At 35.5% G+C, this 20174-nt stretch carries 3 protein-coding genes; all 3 read right to left on the bottom strand.

Annotated elements, in window-relative coordinates:
* A partial coding sequence (locus H3T43_RS08180) for a pectate lyase-like adhesive domain-containing protein (RefSeq protein WP_198213865.1) occupies positions 1 to 2728 on the bottom strand: 2728 nt, incomplete at its 3' end.
* Positions 2729 to 3480: 752 nt separating this feature from the next.
* A complete protein-coding gene (locus H3T43_RS08175; RefSeq protein ID WP_198213864.1) occupies positions 3481 to 13644 on the bottom strand; it encodes an SLAP domain-containing protein in 10164 nt (3387 codons plus the stop codon).
* A 434-nt stretch (positions 13645 to 14078) separates the two neighbouring features.
* Positions 14079 to 20174, bottom strand: a 6096-nt coding sequence (locus H3T43_RS08170; RefSeq protein ID WP_198213862.1) for an SLAP domain-containing protein, incomplete at its 5' end; no start/stop codon positions are given.

Genomic DNA, 20174 nt, shown 5'->3' with positions numbered 1-20174 from the left:
TATCGTATGCATTTTGTATTCGCTTCTTGGCCGCTTCAGCCATCGAACTAATATAAGCCTTTTGCGCAGTCTTATTAGCTTCTAAATCACCTGATTCTCCAGTAATTTCTAAGCCTTTTTCAACTGGTCGAACTCCAGAATCAATTGCATCTGGACTGTACCCTACAAAGTTAGCATTAGGAGTTAATTCAACTTTGTCTTCCTTACTTAGATTTGCTAAAACATCTGACGGGATTCTAACTTCAAAGGATCCGTCAGTATTTATTTTAGATGTAAATACACTTGGTAACTCTTTGATATTATCACCAATGTCACCACGAAAAGTATCATTAGTATTGACATAAGGCTTTAAAGTTTTATCTTCTTGAATTATTCCATTATATTTTGGATTACTAGAAATATACTTAGCGATTATATAACCATCTGTACCTTTTGAAAAGTACTTATAAAAAGCATTTTCTTTACTTGGTCCGTCGTCAGATCCGTTATAATTTTTGACTCTACCTTTAATGGATTTTGAGCCATCTTCATTTTGTACAACCACTAAGCTATCAGTGTCTATATCCAAATACCCACTTGGATTAGCAGGAACGAATTTAACATAATTGTAACTAGCTGAATCCTTGGTACTCAAAGCAGTTTCAAAAGCTGTTTTCATAATCTTATCAAGCAAATTATTTCCTGGACTTGCTACAGCAGCTTTTGCAGCATCCAGAAAAGCACTAAATCTATCATCATTGAGAATTTCCTTTAATTCAGGGTCATTTTCAATTTCCGTTAATTGCTCTTTAGTCAATACTTTGCTACCATCAAGCATTTCCATATTGTTAACTGAGACGCCTGTACCTGATTTCTGCATTTGTAAAACATGAAATGGTGGTAGTGTAAACTTAGATCCTGTAATAGTTTGTAGCTCTTGCCGAACGTTAGTAACAGTAATTCGATTATTACCTATAATACTTGTATCATAATTTTGATTATTATGAGCATCTAACACAAATGAACTTGGATTATCAACTTTAAATGTGCCACCTTTAACGTCTAGCAAAGTTATGGCACCACTACCTGCTTTTTTACCTAAACTAATATTAAAGCCACCATTTTCAACTTCAGCTGAACCGGTAATATAAACTAATGTTCCTGAATAATCACCCATATCATTACCAACAATATTCAGTTCAGCTTTTGGACTAATGGTAAGACTACCGTTATTGTAAAATAAATTTCCAGTATTCCTATTAGTGATATTACCATTTGTGTTAATATTCACTTGCCCATTTTGTAAAATATTAAATGTAGAAGCCGGGGCACTTAAATATATAGCTCTAGACTTACCGCTATTTCTTACACCCTGATAAGGTCGAACAGTATCAATGCCAATATTAATATTCAGTGTACCTGATACTGATACGTTGCCATTACCCTCCATGTAAATTGCACTAAATGGATAACCCCATTCGCCAGTATCACTGTTACCATCATAATCTTGAACAGGGTTAAGTGTTACTGTGGCATTTCTATTAATTTTTACGGAGTTACCATTACCTTTCATTTCAATGATAGAACCACCGTACGTAGATCCAACAAAATTGCCATCTAAAAATTCTATACTATCGTTGGTTCTCCCACTTGCAAATTCAAATAATTGTTGATCATTACGGTTTGGCCATTTAGCTGTATGTGCTTCATTATTTCCAGTGAAACGAATATGTGTATTACTTCCAGCATATATCATTTGTGAACCGTTAAATGTACAGTCTTTAAAAGTGATCGTAGACTGATATGATCCATTAATATTTTCAGTACTCCAAACACCATAATAGTCACCACTAATTAAATTCAAATTTTGATAAACCACATTTGCACTTGTACCTGATTTTTGTTTCGGTGAAAAACCAGTAAAATTCAGGGTACATTTAGAGTTTCCATTAGATCTAATTATTAAATCTCTTCCTGGAACATCAAATGTGTTGTTTCCATTATTAGATGGGGCACTAATATCATTCATTATAAGAATTTCATTGATGTCTTTGTTATACAATGCATTTTGAAAATCATTCCAATTATAAGCTTTAAAAGACAAGCCGTTACTTGCATCCTTTACAAAACTACTTTTATCTTTTACATCTATAATTTTATCGGTTTCAGTGGTTTGATTATCGTTAGAGACATCATCATCAATCGTTTTAATCTCACTATCATGAGAACTTTCTGGCAACTTGCTATCATTTGAAGTATTAGTTTCTGAGACTATGTTAGTATCATTAACATCTTCATTATTTGAATCGGTTTCTGGATGGTTAGCAGAAACAGTTTGATCCGAGCCTTTCACAGCTTTTTTTACCTGATCTTTGACTGTTTTAGAATCTTTTACATCATCCCTATCTCTCAAAAATGATGCCAAACCTGAGAAAGTAGACAATTTAGCGCTTTTTTCAGACTTTTTATTCTGCTTGCCATTTTTATCAGATTCAGAAGTCAGCACTTTATTTCCTGATGTAGTTATATTAGATTCCAAATCATTTGACCCAGATTTTGTTTTTGTCTCTACTTGTTGTGATGGCTCAACAACATCAGCCTTTACAGTCTTGCTGCCTAATCCGAAAAAAGTGAAACCTAACAGAACAGAAGCAGCACCAATAGACAATTTACGAATTGAGAATCGGTCATGTTTTGCCTGCATTTTCATTTTTCTTAGTTGTTCTTTATAGTTATTTTTACCTAGCATGAGTTTTCCTTCCTTGAAAATTTAATTACATTCTAAATTCTATAACTATAGTTATTTTTTGTCAATATAGCTTTGGAAACAAATTATTTTCTACAAATAAGTGTTATTTTAAAATTTAATTTTAAACTTAAAAAATAAAAATGTAAATTTGTATCTAATGCTTTTGGTTTAGGATTAAAATAAAAAAAACTCAATAGTTGTAAATTTAACTTTTTATTTTATAAATTAATATTTGTTATATTTATAATAAAATATAGTACTTGCTTTTAAAATTAAAATAACATAAAAAGTTAATAATAATATAAAACTGATATATTAATCTTATATTTTTAATGTTATTTAAAATGATATTTTCTAACTAAATCTATATTCGAATATTTTATTAATTTTATGTATAAAAATAGTATCACCTAAATGACACTATTCATGAAATTTACTATTTAGTCCTTTTTTTGAGACTAAATTATCTAAAAGTTTCTCTCTTTATAAATCTCTAATTATTAATAGAGATTTGATTTGCATAGGTTTTGATACTTTATGTCCCTTCATTGTTTTTATATTTAAAAGATCTCCGATTCAGCTAAAGCTCAATATAATTTTGATAGATTGTAACTCTCAAATTTGATTTTTTTAAATTAGCTAATCAAACTAATGTCTTAATTAAAAATTTTAGGAGCAAAAAGACCTCAAATTTATTCTAAATTTGAGGTCTTCCGTGTTTTACCAACTACTCAATTTTAAAGATTAACTACCTAAAAGTTTGCCTTCTTAATATATTTACCATTTGCTATGACATAGAATTTCTTATGACCAATTTTAATAGGATTACCATAAGTCTTAACAACTTTATGTTTACGCAAAACTCTTTTACCTAAACGATGACCATACTTATTGTATATATAGGCATTATGTTTCAGCTTTAATTTCTCGGCATCAATATTGCCGCTATTTACAAGCAATCCATCTGTTAAAACGTAATAGGTTTTACCACTAATAGTTTTCTTACCAACTGTTTTAATTTCTGAACCCGAGTTGATAATTAACTTATTAGCACGTTTACCACTTTCATCATATAGATAAGCATTATGCATTAATTTCTTAGTCGTAGTCTCAACAGGTTGAACTGCAGTATTAATAGTTTCTGCAGCAACTTCTTCACCCGCTGATCCCATAGCAGTTACTAATTTTACATTTCCTGCTTTGACATAGCGGTTCTTCGCGATAGTGAAGTATCTTTTACCGCGAATCTTAACGACTCCACCGAATGTATTAAGCAGTTGACCCTTTTTGTAAACTCCTGTCTTCTTAACCCGCTTGCCAAGCTGGTTATAAACATACGCATTGTGAGTCAATTTTTGCTTAGTGGCCTGGCCATTTGTTGCAGCAACATAATACTTCTTGTTATTATTATGTGTGTCAACTAGTACATAATATTCACGTCCTGCAATAGTAACCGTACCGTAAGTTGAAAGAATTGAGCCGGCACCAAGTGTAACTTTGTTAGCCCGTTTTCCAGAATCATCATATAGATAGGCATTATGCATTAAAGTCACATTAGTGCTTTCACCTAAATCATTTGGAGTTCCATTAGCTCCATTTTCTTTATCATTGGTTGGTTGCTTAGCTGGGTCAGCAGGATTAGATGAAGTACTGCCATTGCCATCGGAATTAGAATTGTCTCCACCACCATTGGAATTATCATTATTGCCATTATTATTGTTGTTGGCACTATCTTTAATAATTTTATCAATGACAGTTGAATCTGATGAAGCCTTATTAATCGCTTCAATACCATCGTCACGCTTGCCGTCAATATCAGTTAAAGTATTATTTTGATTAATCTTTTCCTGAGCATCAGCTAAAATGCGATCGATTTCAGTCTTAATCTTGGCTTTTTCATCGTCAGTATAGTTATCACCGTTTTCATGCTTGACCCTGTTATTATCAATTTTCTTCTTAGCATTAGTAGCAGCATCTGAGACAGCCGCTTTGGCAATCTCCCGTATCCCAGTTATTCTATTATTCAAAACTTCATCATAAGAATTACCAGAGATATCTTTATATTTGTCATGCTCACTATTAGTTGCATAAATCCATGCGGAATCACCAAAATACCTCTGGTTCTGGGCAACTGCACCTTTGTATTCAGCCTCAACATCCCTATTGGCAGAACTCTTAACTGCATATAATGCTTGCTGCATTAACTGATCAATTGCTTGCCTTGCCATGTCAATATCATGGTTCATCTGATTTGCAATATTCTCGTAAGATGCATCAGCTTGAGCATCTTGTGTAAGCACACTATCTATGCTTCCATGTATGCCATCAAGTCTATTTTTGAAATGATCTCTATCTTGAGGAAGTAGGCTATCTATATTATTAAGCGTGTCCTTTGCCTTATTGAACATATCATTAACTTTTTCTTTGGACATCAGCTCATTATAAGCATTGATTCCGTTGCTATAAGCTTGAGTAGTGGAGCCAATATTAGTTGAATGCTTAATTGCATCAATTGCTTCACGTATAGCTTGAATATTCCTTTGATAATCAGGATTGGCTTTTTGTGTTTCAGTTAAACCATTGTATCCTGCTTCCAGGCCTGTTATTTCATCTCCAGCACCCTTTAAGGCATTAGCTTGGTTATAATCAAACCATTCAGAAGTATTTTGATAAGTATCAGTTAGCTTAGTACCAATTTGATTTTCGTCAGTCGGAATTTTATTGATTTCAGTTTGCTGTTCTATGTCTGCTTTTTCAGTTGCATATAAATCATCAACTATCTTGTTTAATGCTTTCTTTTGATCAGCAGTTAGTTGAGATGAGCCGATAATGTTGTGAGTTGTTGAATATTTTCTTTGTAAAATATCCTCTGCCTTTGCTTTGGCAGCAGCAAGATTAGTATCTTTTACAACATCAGCAAAGCCAGGAATGTGACTGCCAGAATTGTTATCAGAATATCCTTGAGTTGCATTGTTGACAATCTGATCAACGTCCTTTTTGATGTCATCAGTAGAACGATCATTTCCGTTCTCATCTGTTGTTGGAACTGCGTTAATCTTTGCCTTGCTTTGATCGTAAATATCTTGGATCTTCTGCTTTTGCTTTTGTAAATCGGAGTTTACTAAACCGGAATCCTCAAGCTTTTTATCAGCTTCTGCTTTTTGCTCAAGAAGATTATTGATAGCATTTTGCTTAATTTGATAGATTTCTTCTTTATTTCTAGCTGTTTGGTATAGCTGGTCAATTCCAGTTTCACCTAAATTGATTGAGTGTCCCTCGCTATCGAGCCCCTTTTCAATATTTTGTAATTTCTTTTTAGCATTTTCGAGATCTGTTGTTGTCGGACTGCTTGGTAAAGCAACTCTACTAATTTCATTCTTAGTCTTTTGAACTAACTGATTAAGCTGATCTTGCAGGTCAGCCTTTTGCTGATCACTTAAATGACTTGCAACTTGACCAATACTGCCCTTATCTTTGACATACTTATCAATAGCCGCAATTTGTTTATTCTTTTCACTTAGTAAATTAGCTGGAATACCTGCTTGATCTATCGCAGCTTCACCAGCTTTTTCAACTTGACCTAAGTCTACATTATCATCGGCACCATATAAGTCGCTAACACCTTTTTGCATTGCGTCATTTATTGCAGCTTCATTTTGACTTATTTCAGTTGGATCAAGTCCTGAACCAGGTAATTTTGCCTTAGCAGTTTCAGCATATTCTTTCAAAGTATTAATTTGTTTGTTCTTTTCTTCGAATCGCTGAGTTAAGCCACTAATTGCATCATTACCAGCTTGCGCTGCTTGATTAATTGCACTATTTGCATCAGTCGTGTTGTTTTGAGCAGCTTGAATATTTTGAGCAGCTTTATCACGTTCTGACTTAATGCGATCTCTCATCTGATCCGCAAGATCAGGATTATCTTTAGCAATCTTATCTGCAGCTTCGTTTGCCTTCGTAACTGCATCTTGCAATTTAGTTAAGGCATTATTAACAGATTCTGCCTTGACAATTTCATTATTAACTTTGTTCAAATCAGCATTATTCTGACCTTTAGCATCAGATAATTGACCCTGGTTAGTAGCAGAGTTTATTCTAGTTTCACCAGACTGACGAATTTGATCAATTTTATTCTTCAAATCATTATATTGGTCTTGACCTAATTTTTTATCAGCCAAGTCTTGATCAATTTGCTGTTGTAATTTATTAGTTGAATTATCAAAATCATTTTTAGCAGAAGTCTTAGCGTTAGTAATGTTCTCATCATTAGCTGTATCAACAATTGCTTCAATTGCTTTATTACCCTCATCTTGAGCCTTTTGCACATCATCTTCATTTTGAGCTTTATCAATATTGTCTTTTGCCTTATCCCGCTCGCTTTCAATTGTAGACGTGTCTTTAGCGTCTTTAGCAATTGAAGTTTGGGCTTTATCATCTAAAGCAGATTTTGCCTTATTTTTAGCTGCCTGCAGTTTAGCATCAGCCAAAGCCTGGTAAATATTGCTTAGACCGGTATTCTTTTCTGTATCAATATTTTCAGATAGAGCGCCACTGACGTTTGCAACAGCATGATTATAAGCATCTTGTGCTTGTTGTTTAAACTTAGCCAGCTGATCAGAGGTTAAATCACTTAAACCATTTATTTCTGGTAGAACACCGGTATCACTTGAGCCTTTTCCAAGAGCTTTATCAAGTTCTTTAATTGCTTGATCTCTTTGCTTACGGATATCATCTGCATCACTCTTACTTGCATTAGCAACTACGTTACCAATGCCCTGTAAGGTATTATTTTTGATTTTCTCAACTGTAGCGCTGTCATTGGCCGCGCCAATATCATTAATGCCTAAATCAGCCACTGCAAAAACTGCATTTTGGTCTCGTGAATCATTTAGTTTAGCTCGAGCCGCGTATGCTGTATTTTTAATCAAATCAATGGCAACAATTTTATCACTAGCTAACTTGGCAGCAGATTCAATGTTATTAATTTTATTTAATGCATCTTGATAAATTCCAGTTAGTTGTTCTTTATTTGTGGCAGCATCAATTTTATTATTTGCATCCGCTGGGATTGACCCAAGCTGAGTAATTGCATCATTAAATTTATTCTTTACTTCATTTTTTTGTTCATCAGACAATTTGCTATAAATGTCACTTAAACGATTCTTGGCACTGCTTGCAGCATTGGCAATACTATTTTTAGTATCAGTTTTAGATGTATTAAAGCCATTACCTGCAGCTTCTGCAGCATCAATATCTGATTCGCCCTTTTTCTCAGCTATATTAGCATCAGAGACAGCATTTGTAGAATCAATTATTGATTTTGCGTTATCGCGTGCAGATGTAATGTTATTAATAGTTGTTGTCTTGACATCATTGGTAATATCTGACGAATTATTAATTCGGTCAATCGCCTTTTGAGCATAATCATCAAGCTTTTGTTTATTAAGGATCTTATTAACATTTACGTCACTAATCACATCATCAATTGATGACTTACCATTTTGGACAATTTTATTAAGTTGCTCATTGGTAGTGGTGTTTTTATCATTAATTCCATTAACACCAATATCATAAGTAGCATCTACTTTTGCACGTAATTCTGCTTTGTTAGCACTGGTAATCTGATCCATATTGCCAATCTGCTCTTTTACTTTATTACGCTCATCCATTAGAGCTGCTAAAGCCTGGTCTTTTGCAGACTGCAAGTTTGCTGCAGTTTGAATGTTTGCTAAATCATTTTTACCTTTAGTTAATGCTGCATCTATATCATCTTTATTTGCTCCTTGAATGGCAGTTTGAGCCTGATTGAAGGCATTGGTAATCTGATTATAGTAGTCATTCTTTTCGGTTACTCCTAAATTAGGATCATTAGTAATCTGACTGCTTGCAGAATCACGCGCATCTTTTAATTTTCCAATTGCAGTTTGACGCTGTTGTTCTAAGGCCTGAGCTTCGAGATCAGGAGAAAGAGAATTAATAACAGAATTAATGGCATCAATTCCTGTTTGAGCATCAGTGTTAATATCAGTTACTGTATGGTCATTAGTGATCGCCTGGATTGCTTGATCATAACCCGCATCAATCTGGTCCTGTTTTGCTTGAACTATTGCCGGATCAAGATGAGAATTTGCAAGAGTATTTTTGGCATTAGCCTTGGCCTGTTGCAATTTACTAATTGCCTGAGCCTTAGTGGCTGTGATTTGAGCAGCACCTAAATCTTTAAGAATATTGTTTTGACCTTCTTGCTTTGCCGAAGTGATATCAGAAACATTTTGAGACGAAGCAATTTTAGCCTTTGCAGCCTGGGCATCTTGATCAATTTGGTCTTCATAATACTTCTTATTTGAAGGACTGAGTTGACTATCATCGATGCTTTCAATTTTAGCTTTTGCATCATTAACAGCTGTATCAATGTCTTGAGCTGCATTGGTTCTAGCTTCTTCTACCTCCTTATTGGCAGTACCCTGTGCATCGCTTACAATATTATCTATACTGTTTTTAGCGTTAGTGACTGTCTCAGCGATTTTAGAACTATCGACCTTGTTTAAAGTATCGATATTGTCGTTAACTACCTTGCTGATTTGATCATGATATGCTTTCTTTTGTTCATCAGTCAGATTGCTTGTCTGATCGATTTGGTTATTAGCGTTTGTTTGCGCTTGTCTGATCTGCTTGATAGCATCAGCCAAGGAATTGTTACGCTCACCATTAGCTTTAGCTGTAGCCAGTAAGTTGTTTAAGGCATCGATACCATCATTACGCGCTGAATCAATTGCAGTTAAGCTGTCTGCCTGATCAATGCGCTGGTTATAACCAAGAGGAGTGTTTGAATTATTGAGCAGTTTCTGTGCATTTGCCACGCTATTGTCAATATCATTTGCTGACAAACCAGGCAAACCACGCAGTTGGGTCTCAATATCGCTTTCTACTTTAGCAAGTTTAATCTTAGAAAGCTGTCTTAAAATTGACCGCTTAGTTGACTCCTCAGTTGTCGAAACAGCCGCAGAATCGCTTGCTTTATCAATATTAGTCAAACCATCACTTACTGTTTTTTCTATTTCAGAGTTTGAAGAAATGCCTAGCGAATTTTCATTAGCATTTGCATATCCCATGATTTCAGCTTTTGCTGCATTTTGATCAAAAATAGTTTGTGCTGCTGTTTCTCTTTGTTGGATCGCTGTGTTATCAGAAGTACCATAAATTGACTTTTGCTCATCATACTTAGCACTTCCTGGTTTAGCTGTTGCAACTTCTGCTGCTTGATCAATTGCATCTAATAAAGGAGTCTGTTGATCTAAGCTAATGCCTGAATTCTGCACTCGCTGTTTGGCAGCAGCTGCTGCAGCATTAATTTTACTTGCTTCTTGATCAGCATTTATATCCTTAATAGACTCCTTACCCTTGGAACCATCAGGATCATCACCAGTGATAATGTCGTGAACTGCTTTATTATAAGAATCCTTTATTTCTGCAGTCTTATCGGCATGATTTTTAATTTCATCTTGAGCAACAGCTTGTAAGTCTTTCAGTGCTTGAATTGTTTTATTAACTTTATCAATTATACCTTGAGCTTCTTTTTGGTGCCCATCTACTGATACTTGGTCAAGATCTTTTTCAATATCGCCTTCTGGTTGAGCGATAGCCTGAGCACGAGCCAGACGAGTCGGTAAATTAACTACTTCATCCTTCTCTTCTTGACTTAAGTTAGGATCGCTTGCTAGCTTGTGAGCATCAACATAGACTTGATCAATTTTTTGCTTAAGATCAGTTTCAATACTCTTTTTATAACCATAAGCCGCCTGATCAATTGCATTAATACCATTCTTCATTGCTTCATTAATATCTTTATCAGCTTGAATACCTTTGATAGTATTAATTGCTTTATCACGTGCAGCATTAATTGCATCTACCATTGTAGGGAATCTCTTTGACTGCAATGTGGCTTCATTATTTAAATTTGTAATTGCACTATCGCGAGAAGACTCGATAGTTGAAGAATTTTGCGCCTGACTTACGATGTTCTTAATTGCATCAAGGGCAGCCTTCTTACGATTGTTAACCTCGGTTAAAGTGTTTGCACTTGAAGCATAAACTGAACTTTTTTCATTATCGGAATTAATTGTTTTGGATGCAGCAGACGCAACTTTATCTAATTGTTCATTAAAGTCTTTAACTTGAGCATCAGTTAGATTATTAGGTCTATGAATTTTCGCATCACTTATTGCATCAGTAATTGCCTTTGCAGCTTGATCTTGAGCGTCTGCTAAAGTTAGAATATCCAAGTTTTTAATTATTGGGCGACGCCCTGCAGCTACACTAGACGGATCGTAGCTAACAAAGTTTGCATTTGGAGTTAATTCTACAGAGTAGCCTTTATCAAACTTAATCGTTTGATCGGCTGGAATAGTAAAACTAAATGAACCATCATCATTTACAATCGCTGCAAATTCTGTTGGTAAAGGATTCAAAGAACTGTTGCTTGAATCTCTTGTAGTGTCTTTTGTTTGCGAATATGGGTTGTCAATTAAATTCTTGCCATTATGATCCTTTGGAGTCCACGCAGTTTTTACCCCCATACTATCAATTAAATTAGCCATAATATATGCTTTAGTAGCAACTGGGAGAATCAAACTAAATGGGTTTTTCAAATTTTCTGGATCTGAATCCGGACCATCAACAGCAGAATTATAATTAATTACGCTGCCTGGTTCACCGGAAATTGTTTGTGAACCATCAGAATTTCTGGTTATCTGTACCTTACCAGGATCAATATCCAAAAAACCACTCGGATTGGCTGGAATGAAACTAATGTTGTTATAGCCAAAATTATTGCTATTATTGAATGCCTTTTGAATAATATCCGAAAAGATTTGATCGTAAGTCCAGCCGTTCTTAATACCATCAGCCAACGAATTTTGAACATCAGCCGGCAATTTATCAAGTGAAATATGAGCTTTGGCTGCCTGCGCTTTAATTTCTGCTAATTTATCTGCAGTTAGCTTTTCTTGACCATTAAGCAACTCAATATTATCGACTGCAATCGTACTATCAGTTTTCCTAACAGTCAAAACGTGAAATGGTGGTAATGTTACTTTACCAACCCCAGTTTGCGTTGAGCTCAAATCAAACTGTTGCCGAACATTTGTTAAGGTAATCGGCATTGTGCCGATAATACTCGTAGCAGGATTGGTATTACCCTGGACATTCAAAATTAATGAAGTGGGATTATTAACAAGTAACTTTCCGCCTTGCACATCTACCAAAAGTATTTGGCCATTACCGCCATCTACGTATCTACCATTTGGACCTGGCGTTCCAAGAATGATGTTAAAACCACCGTTTTCAATGTTGGCTGTACCCCTAATTAAGACTAAAGTACCAGAATAGTCGCCCATATTTGAACCATTAATGTTTAACGATCCCCGTGGTAAAATGTTAAAATTACCACCATCATAAATCAGGTTTCTATTGCCCCAGTTATTAGCTATATCACCGTTAGTAGTAATATTTACTTTCGCATCACTATTAATATTAAAAACAGAGTTGCCATCATTAATCAGGATTGCACTGGATTGATCGTTGTCATTTGTACCATTATAGTGATCACTACCAACTATGATGTTTAATTCACCATTAACATTCACGGCTTCATTATTACCTAACATGGCGATAGCTAAAGGAAGCCCAGTATGTTCAGCAGCGTTAGAGCCTAAGCTATTATTAGGAACATAGATTCGAGGAGCAAGTGTTACCTTGGCATCCTTGGCAATATTAACAACATTGTTGCTCCCAGCCATTTCTAATACGTTACCACCGACAGTTTTACCGGTAAAAGTACCGCTAAAATCAATTGAGTTGTTTGAACCTGTAAATTCAAATAGTTGTTGAACATCACCACTTGATATTGTAATGCCAGGATATGGTGTATGAGTCACTTCACCATAGTTAGTTCCTGTAAAGTAAATTTTAGTATTGTTACCACAGTGAACCATCTGCGAACCATGGAAATTAACATTATTAAACGTTACTTTTGAAAAATGCCCGTCCTTATTGTAATCATCAGTCATGATGACGCCCCAGATATCGGCACTCCATAAATCAAGGTTGTCGTACGTTATATCTAAATCCTGAGTACTGCCACTATTTAATTGGAGGTGGTTACCTTTCAAATCCACCTTAAATCTGGTATTACCATTGCCAGCGGATTTAATCAACATTTTCCTGCCATAGAAGTAGTATGCTTGTGATCCATTCTCTGGTCCGTCAGTAATATCGTTCATGACGTCAATTTCTGATATAGATTCATTCTGAAATGCAGCTATAAGTTCATTAAAGGTATGGACCTGTGCTACACCAGCATCCCTAGTATTTATTTCTGTGTTTTCAGCAGCATTTGAATCTTCCGCTACTACAGCAGTTGAATCAGCAGGCTTTGTTGTTGTATCTCCTTTAGCGGATGAGACTTCATCGGTTTGTTGATCCTCACTAGACTGTTGGTCCGAGCTATTTGTTGGATCAGAGGTTGTCTTTTCTGATTTTACCTGACCAGTTGATAAACTGTGACTAGCTTTTGAGTCACTGCCACTATCTCTTAAAAACGAACTTAAGCCAGAAAATGTGCTTAAATCGTGCTTTGTATTATCTTGACTTGACTGCTTTTCTGTAGTTGCAGTTTTTGCAGTATCCCCAGTTTGTTCTGTTTTAGTTGTTTCATTCTCATTTTTTTGAGAATTTACTTCTTCATTTGCCGGATCAACTGTATCTGCTTTAACTGTTTGATTGTTTAAGCCAAAAAATGTAAAACCGAGCAAGACAGAAGCAGCACCAATTGTCAATTTACGAATTGAAAAGTGGTCTTGCTTTGCCTGCATTTCCATTTTACGTATTCTTTCCTTATTATTATTTTTACCTAGCATAATAATCCTTCCTCAAAATTATAATTACATATTAATTGTAAGTCCTGTTATTTTTACTGTCAATTTAGTAACATTATTATGCACAGTATAAATAACTTTTTTAAAATAACATATTTTTAACAAACTACTATTAATACAGTATTTTTAAAGTTAAAAATAACAATAGCTATATTATTACAAAAAATATTTTATATCTTAATATTATATAAATATTTTTAATTTAATAGTTTTTTGAAATAATTATTTATGCTATACGAATACTAAATTAAAATTACAAATATATATTTAGCCATTTTTGAGATATACTTAAAAGATTTATTATCTAGGGTGAAAATCTGCAGTAATTACCTATAAGAATAATATTTTTAATATAAATAAAAAACCACAAACTGTTATTTCAACAATTTGTGGCATTTCATTTAAGCTATTTCAATTTAAAAGTTAGCTTTTTTAACAAAACGTCCTTTTGCAGTAATGAAATATCTCTTGCCGTTTATCTTGACTGAATTACCATAAGTCTTAACTGACTTACGTTTCTTCAGTACTTTCTTGTTTGCACGATGACCATACTTGTTATAAACGTAGGCATTGTGCTTTAACTTCAACTTCTTAGCATCAATATTGCCGGCTGCAATAAACATACCATCTAGAAGTTCGTAGTAAACTCTGCCGTTAACTGTCTTCTTGCCAACAGTTTCGACTTTAGAGCCTGCCTGGAAGATCAACTTATTAGCACGAGTACCATTTTGATCATACAGGTAAGCATTATGCATTAAAGTCTTTTCAACAACAGTTTGTGGCTTTTCAGCAACTGCACTGGTTGGAACTACTTCAACTTTGGCTGTGCTTACAGTAACAACTCCTTTAGCAAAGTTGGCAGCTTTAACGAAGCGGTTCTTGTCAATGATGAAGTACTTCTTGCCACGAATCTTGACAGCATTACCAAAGGTCTTAACTAGCTTGCCCTTCTTGAATACGCCAGTGTTCTTTACCCGTTTGCCAAATTGATTGTAAATATATGCGTTATGCTTCAGTTTGCGCGTAGCCGCAACAACGTTACCAACAGCAACATAGTATTTCTTGTTGTTAGCACCTTTATCAACAAGGACGTAGTAGTCTCTACCATTGATGGTCTTAGTGCCATAAGTAGTTAGGACTGACCCAGCTCCAAGAGTAATCTTGTTAGCACGCTTGCCAGTTTCATCGTATAGGTAGGCATTGTGCATCAAAGTTACATCTACAGAGTTACCAACATCATTGGTTCCATTAGGTTTATCCTTGTCAGAAGGGTTAGTAGTTGGGTTCTTAGCTGGATTGGCTGGTTGAATAGGAGCAACTACTCCGCCACCACCGTTATTGTCATTGCTGTTATTACCATGCAAAATATTATCAATTGTAGATGGGTCAGAGCAATCCTGATGAATTTGGTGGATACCGTTATCACGAATATTATCAATATCAGTTATTTTGTCAGCTTTATCGATATTATCCTTGGCATCTGTAGCATCCTTATCAATCTGCTCATTAATCTTATTCTTATCAGCATCAGTATAATCAGTGCCGTCTTCATGCTTCAGATGGTTGACTTTATCTTTAGCAATATCAACTGCATCGTCAATTGCGCCTTTAGAAATTTCCTTATCAGCGTTGGTCTTATCAGAGTTGATACCATCTTGCGATGAACTATGAACATGCTTATTCTTTTCGTAAGCATCATCAGTCTTAGGTGTCTTGCTGTCATCACCAAATTCATTGTGAATTGTATCTACCGCATCACTATGGTTCTGGGAAATTTCATTGTTGGCATCAACAGCATCTTGAGATTGGTCTTCAATACCAAAGTCGTTTTCAATGGTGGTAATATCGCTTTGAGCATCATGGGTAATCTGATCAATCTTGTCCTTGTTAGTTGAAGCGTTATCAACAGAAGAATCGATCTGGTTAAGCTTGTCCTTGGTGTCTTCAACAACTTTATCAACGTCACCTTTTAGACGATCTTTAGCTTTATCAGTTAAATCACTATTATCAATATTAGTTTTAGCCTTATTAGCATCAGTCTTAACCTGATCAAGGGCATTCAACTTGTTAAGTAACGTCATACCCTTGTCGTAAGCTGAACTTGCATCCTTAATGTTCTGAGCATTATTAATTGCTGTAATAGCATTATTAATGTCATTGAGGTAATCTTTGTAATCAGGATCGGCCTTTTGCATATCAGTTAATTTATCAAGACCAGCTTGTAAACCAGCTATACCATCTGTACCTGACAAAGCATTATCGTGTTCGTCATCGAACCATTCACTAGGTTTAGTCAAGATAGCGTCGATAGCTTTACCAATCTGATCTTCATCTTTTGGAACATCATTTATGTCGGTCTTACTATCAATATCAGACTTTTCGGTATTAAAGGCATCATCGATAGCTTTATTAGCTTTTTGCTTTTGATCTGCAGTTAATTGTGAGCCGTTAATAACGTCATGCGCTTGAGCACGTTTATTATTAAGAGTTTTTTCAGCTGTTGTCTTAGCACCATCAAGTTTAGCTTGATCAACGATATTGCCAATTCCAGGTACTTTATTATTGTTATTTGGATCCTCGAAGCCGTTAACAGTATTGTTAATAATTGTATCGGCTTCATCTTTTATTTGTTCAGGAGTCTTAACATGACCGTTATCATCTGTGTCAGAGATATTAATAATCTGATCCTTAGCTTTATCAACGAGCTTTTGTACTTGATCCTTCAAAGGTCCTTGATCAGCAGGAGACAAACCTGAATCTTTGATTTTATTATTTGCTTCTTCTTGTTTCTGCTCAAGTTCAGCAATTGCGTCATTCTTGGCCTTAACAACATCGGCTTTTTGTTTGGCAAGTGTTTTAACTTTATCAACTCCAGCTTCACCAAAGTCAACTGTTTCGTTACTTTCAGGAACACCTTTTTCAGCATTATCAACCTTGGCTTTAGCTTCGTTAAAGTCAGTTTGGCTCGCACCTTCTGCTAAAGTAACATCATTGATCTTAGAAATAGCCTTATTCTTTGCCGCTTCAACTTGCGCCTTAAGTTCTGCGATAGTGTCTGCTGGCAGACCATTCTTATTCTGATCGGTTTGAGTCAATTTTTCAATATCACTTTCAGCAGCAGTAGCATACTGGTTGATAGCAGCAATCTGTTTGTTCTTTTCTGCGAGAAGTTTAGTTGGCAACTTCGCTAATTCAACCGCGTCTTCAGCTTTTTGTTCCGCTGTTTTTGCATCATCTACAGAAGATGCTTGGTAAATATCGCTGATTCCAGTTTGCACAGCGTCGTCAATCTCAGCTTCACCTTGTGCAACATCACTTGCAGTAAGTACAGGGTTGCCATTTTCATCTGTCTTAAGTTTGTTAAGATCGTCCTTAGCTGCATCAGCTTTTTGCTTCAGAGTCTTAATCTGGTCAACCTTATCGGTGTAATCATTAGTCAGACCGGTAATGGTATCAACACCTTTTTGACCAGCAGTCTTAATGGCATTTAGTGGATCATCTGCTGCGTTTTGAGCATCTTTAATGTTCTTAGCCGCATCAGCACGCTGTTTTTCAATAGCATCTTTCATTTGTTTGACAAGTTTTTGCTGCTCTTCCTCAGTCTTACCTACTTCTTTAGCAACCGCATCAGCAGCATCATTAGCTTTGTTAACCGCATCAGACAACTTACCTAAAGCGGTGTTAACTGCTTCTACTTTATCAATATCAGTATTAATTCCGCTTAAGGCACTTTCACCATCACTTTCAGCACCATTAATGTTTGATGTACCGTCAGCATTTGAAATGGCTCCGTTTGCTGCATCAACAGCATTATCTACCTTGTCTTTCAGGTCTTGATATTGATTATAATCTAGCTTTCCACTATCCCTGTCTTTCTTTAGACGGTCATAAATTTTATCAGCGACAGCAGCAAGCTTATCTTTAGCAGTCTGTTTCTCTTTAGCTGATGAGGTACCATTATCAACGTGACCCTTGATTTCTCCTTCACCATCGTTTTTAGCATTATTAACTTTATCAGGTGTGTCAGCATTATCAATGTCTTCTTTAGTCTTGTCACGGTCTTTGTTGATATTATCGATGATATTTTGTTTATCATCTTTATTAATAGTATCGTCTTTATTAACTTGATCAATGGCATCATCAGCGGTCTTGTCAACATCTGCTTTAGCAACATTCTTAACAGCTTGCAGTTTAGCATCTGTTAGTGCTTTATCAATATTAGTCTTGCCAAGGCCTTTTTCAGAATCGATTTGATCCTCAGCAGCACCTTCAATTCTGATATGTGCCCTATCGTGAGCAGCCTGAGCCTGATCTTTAAATTGCTTCTTCTGGTCGGCAGTTAAATCATTTAGTTTGTCAATAGCAGCGGTAGTATTAGCAAGTTCCTTAGCAAGATCCTCATTGGCCTTGTTCTTTTTAGCCCAAAGAGCGTCATCTTTATCTTTATCACCTGTATCAGAATCTTTAATATTGTTGATACTGTTAAGAGCATTATTCTTGATGGCAAGTATTGTTGAACTATTAGTGGCGGAATTAATATCAGCAATTCCTAAGTTTTCAATCTCTTCAACTGATTGTTTATCTCTATCCTTCGACAATTTAGCCTTAGCGGCATTAGCGGCATCCTTAATAGCTTGAACAGCTGCAATCTTAGTCATTGCAACATTAGCTGTATCACCAGCTGAGTTTATAGAATTGATGGCATCATTAGTTAAACCAGTAATTGTATCCTTGTCTAATGCAGTATCAATTGCTGCCTCAGCTTGGTCAGCAATTTCCGGAATGGCTTTAACAGCCTTGTCATATGCATTCTGAACTTGCTTCTTTTCAACATCAGTTAAAGCATCGTACACATCTTTTAAGTTGTTTAAAGCTGTTTCTCTAGCGTTATCAATTTTAGCTTTTGCTGCAGTTTTAGCCTTTTCTAAATCTGCATTATTAGCCATGGCTTCTGCTTTTTGAATATTGATTTCACCATCTTTTTCAGCTTGATTAGCATCTTCAACTGTTGTTTGCTTGCCAACTTCTGCTTTAGCAGTATCACGGGCTTTTTGAATATTGGTAATGGCTACACTCTTGTCAGTGTCTGTCATAGTTGAACCGTTAATACGGTCAGTTGCTTTTTGAGCAAAATCTTCCAGCTTTTGCTTATCATCAGCGATTGTCTGGTCGATACCCTTTGCTTTGCCCAGAATATTCTCCATAGTGGTAATGCCGTCATTACTTGCCGAATTAATCAATGCAACAGTATTAGAAGTCGGATCTTTAACCTTATTGACAGCATTGTCATAGGCGTTTTGAAGATCAGTCTTGATACCATCTTTACCAGTTGTACTAATATTACCTAATTTGTCAATAGCTGCACTATCAGCATTGAATTCATTTTGTAAATTAGTTAGAGCTTTGTCTCTAGCAGATTGCAAGTCAGCATTATTTCTAATGTTGTTTAATTCTTCAATACCTGCATTGTGTGCTGATTTAACGTTATCTTTATCAGCAGCATTAACTGCTTGCTCTGCATTATTCAGAGCAGAAGCAATTTGCTCAAGGTAATCGCTTTTTTCACTGTTAGATAAATTAGGGTCTTCTTGAATATGGCCACGCAGTTTTTGAGCTTGATCTCTTAAATCTGCTATCGCTTTATTCTTAGCTTTTGCTAAGTCGGCCTTGTCTTTATCCTGAGAAATACTGTCAGCAACAGCTTTCATAGCACTGATACCCGTGTTCTTGTCAGTAACAATATCGGATGGAGTATAGTCATTAGATACAGCAGTTATTGCCGTAGTATAGGCATTGTCAATAGCATCGAGGTCTTTCTGCCAATCATCATCAGAAAGTGTGCCGTTCGTGTGGGCTTCATTAACAATTGATTTGTTATCGTTCTTTGCCTGATTCAATTCTGCAATTGCTTGTGATTTAGCAGCAGCAACTTGGGCTGAAAAAAGATCTCCGTTTATGTTGTTTTCACCATCTTTTTCAGCAGTATCGATAGCGTCTTTATTACCTGCTGAATTGATGGCATTAGTTGCTGAAGCAGCATGCTGATCAATCAAATTTTTGTAATATTGCTTGTTACTTGGGCTAAGATAATTGTCATTTATACTATCAATAGCATTCTTAGCTTTCGTAGCAGCATCTTGTAAGGCTTTAAGTTGTGAACTCTTTTCATTCTGAAGATCTGCCAAATCTTTACTTGAAGCAGTACTCTTAACACTGTTAATCTTATCAATTGCAGTCTGTTTATCAGTTTTGATTAGATCAGGATCAGTTTCCTTATTGACCTTATCAACACCTTCAGTGGCATCGTCCTTAATAGTGTTAATTAGTAAAGTTCTGTCTTCATCAGTTAAGTTAGGATACTTAGTTTTATCATTAATTTCATTAATAGCATTATCCCGTGCTTGATTTATTTGTTTCTTAGTTGAATCTTTATAAGCAGCTAAAACGTTGTCTTGTCCGGCAGTGATGTCACCTTTAATATCATCTAAACTAGTATGACCATCAATTGCAGT

Source organism: Lactobacillus sp. M0396, from assembly GCF_016101625.1.
Taxonomy (GTDB): Bacteria; Bacillota; Bacilli; order Lactobacillales; family Lactobacillaceae; genus Lactobacillus; species Lactobacillus huangpiensis.
The sequence above is the reverse complement of the archived record's forward strand: the minus strand, read 5'-3'. Positions and strand labels throughout refer to the sequence as shown.

Coding starts and splice junctions, on each gene's coding strand:
- H3T43_RS08175 (WP_198213864.1), bottom strand. CDS start 13,644: ATGCTAGGTAAAAATAATAATAAGGAAAGAATACGTAAAATGGAAATG.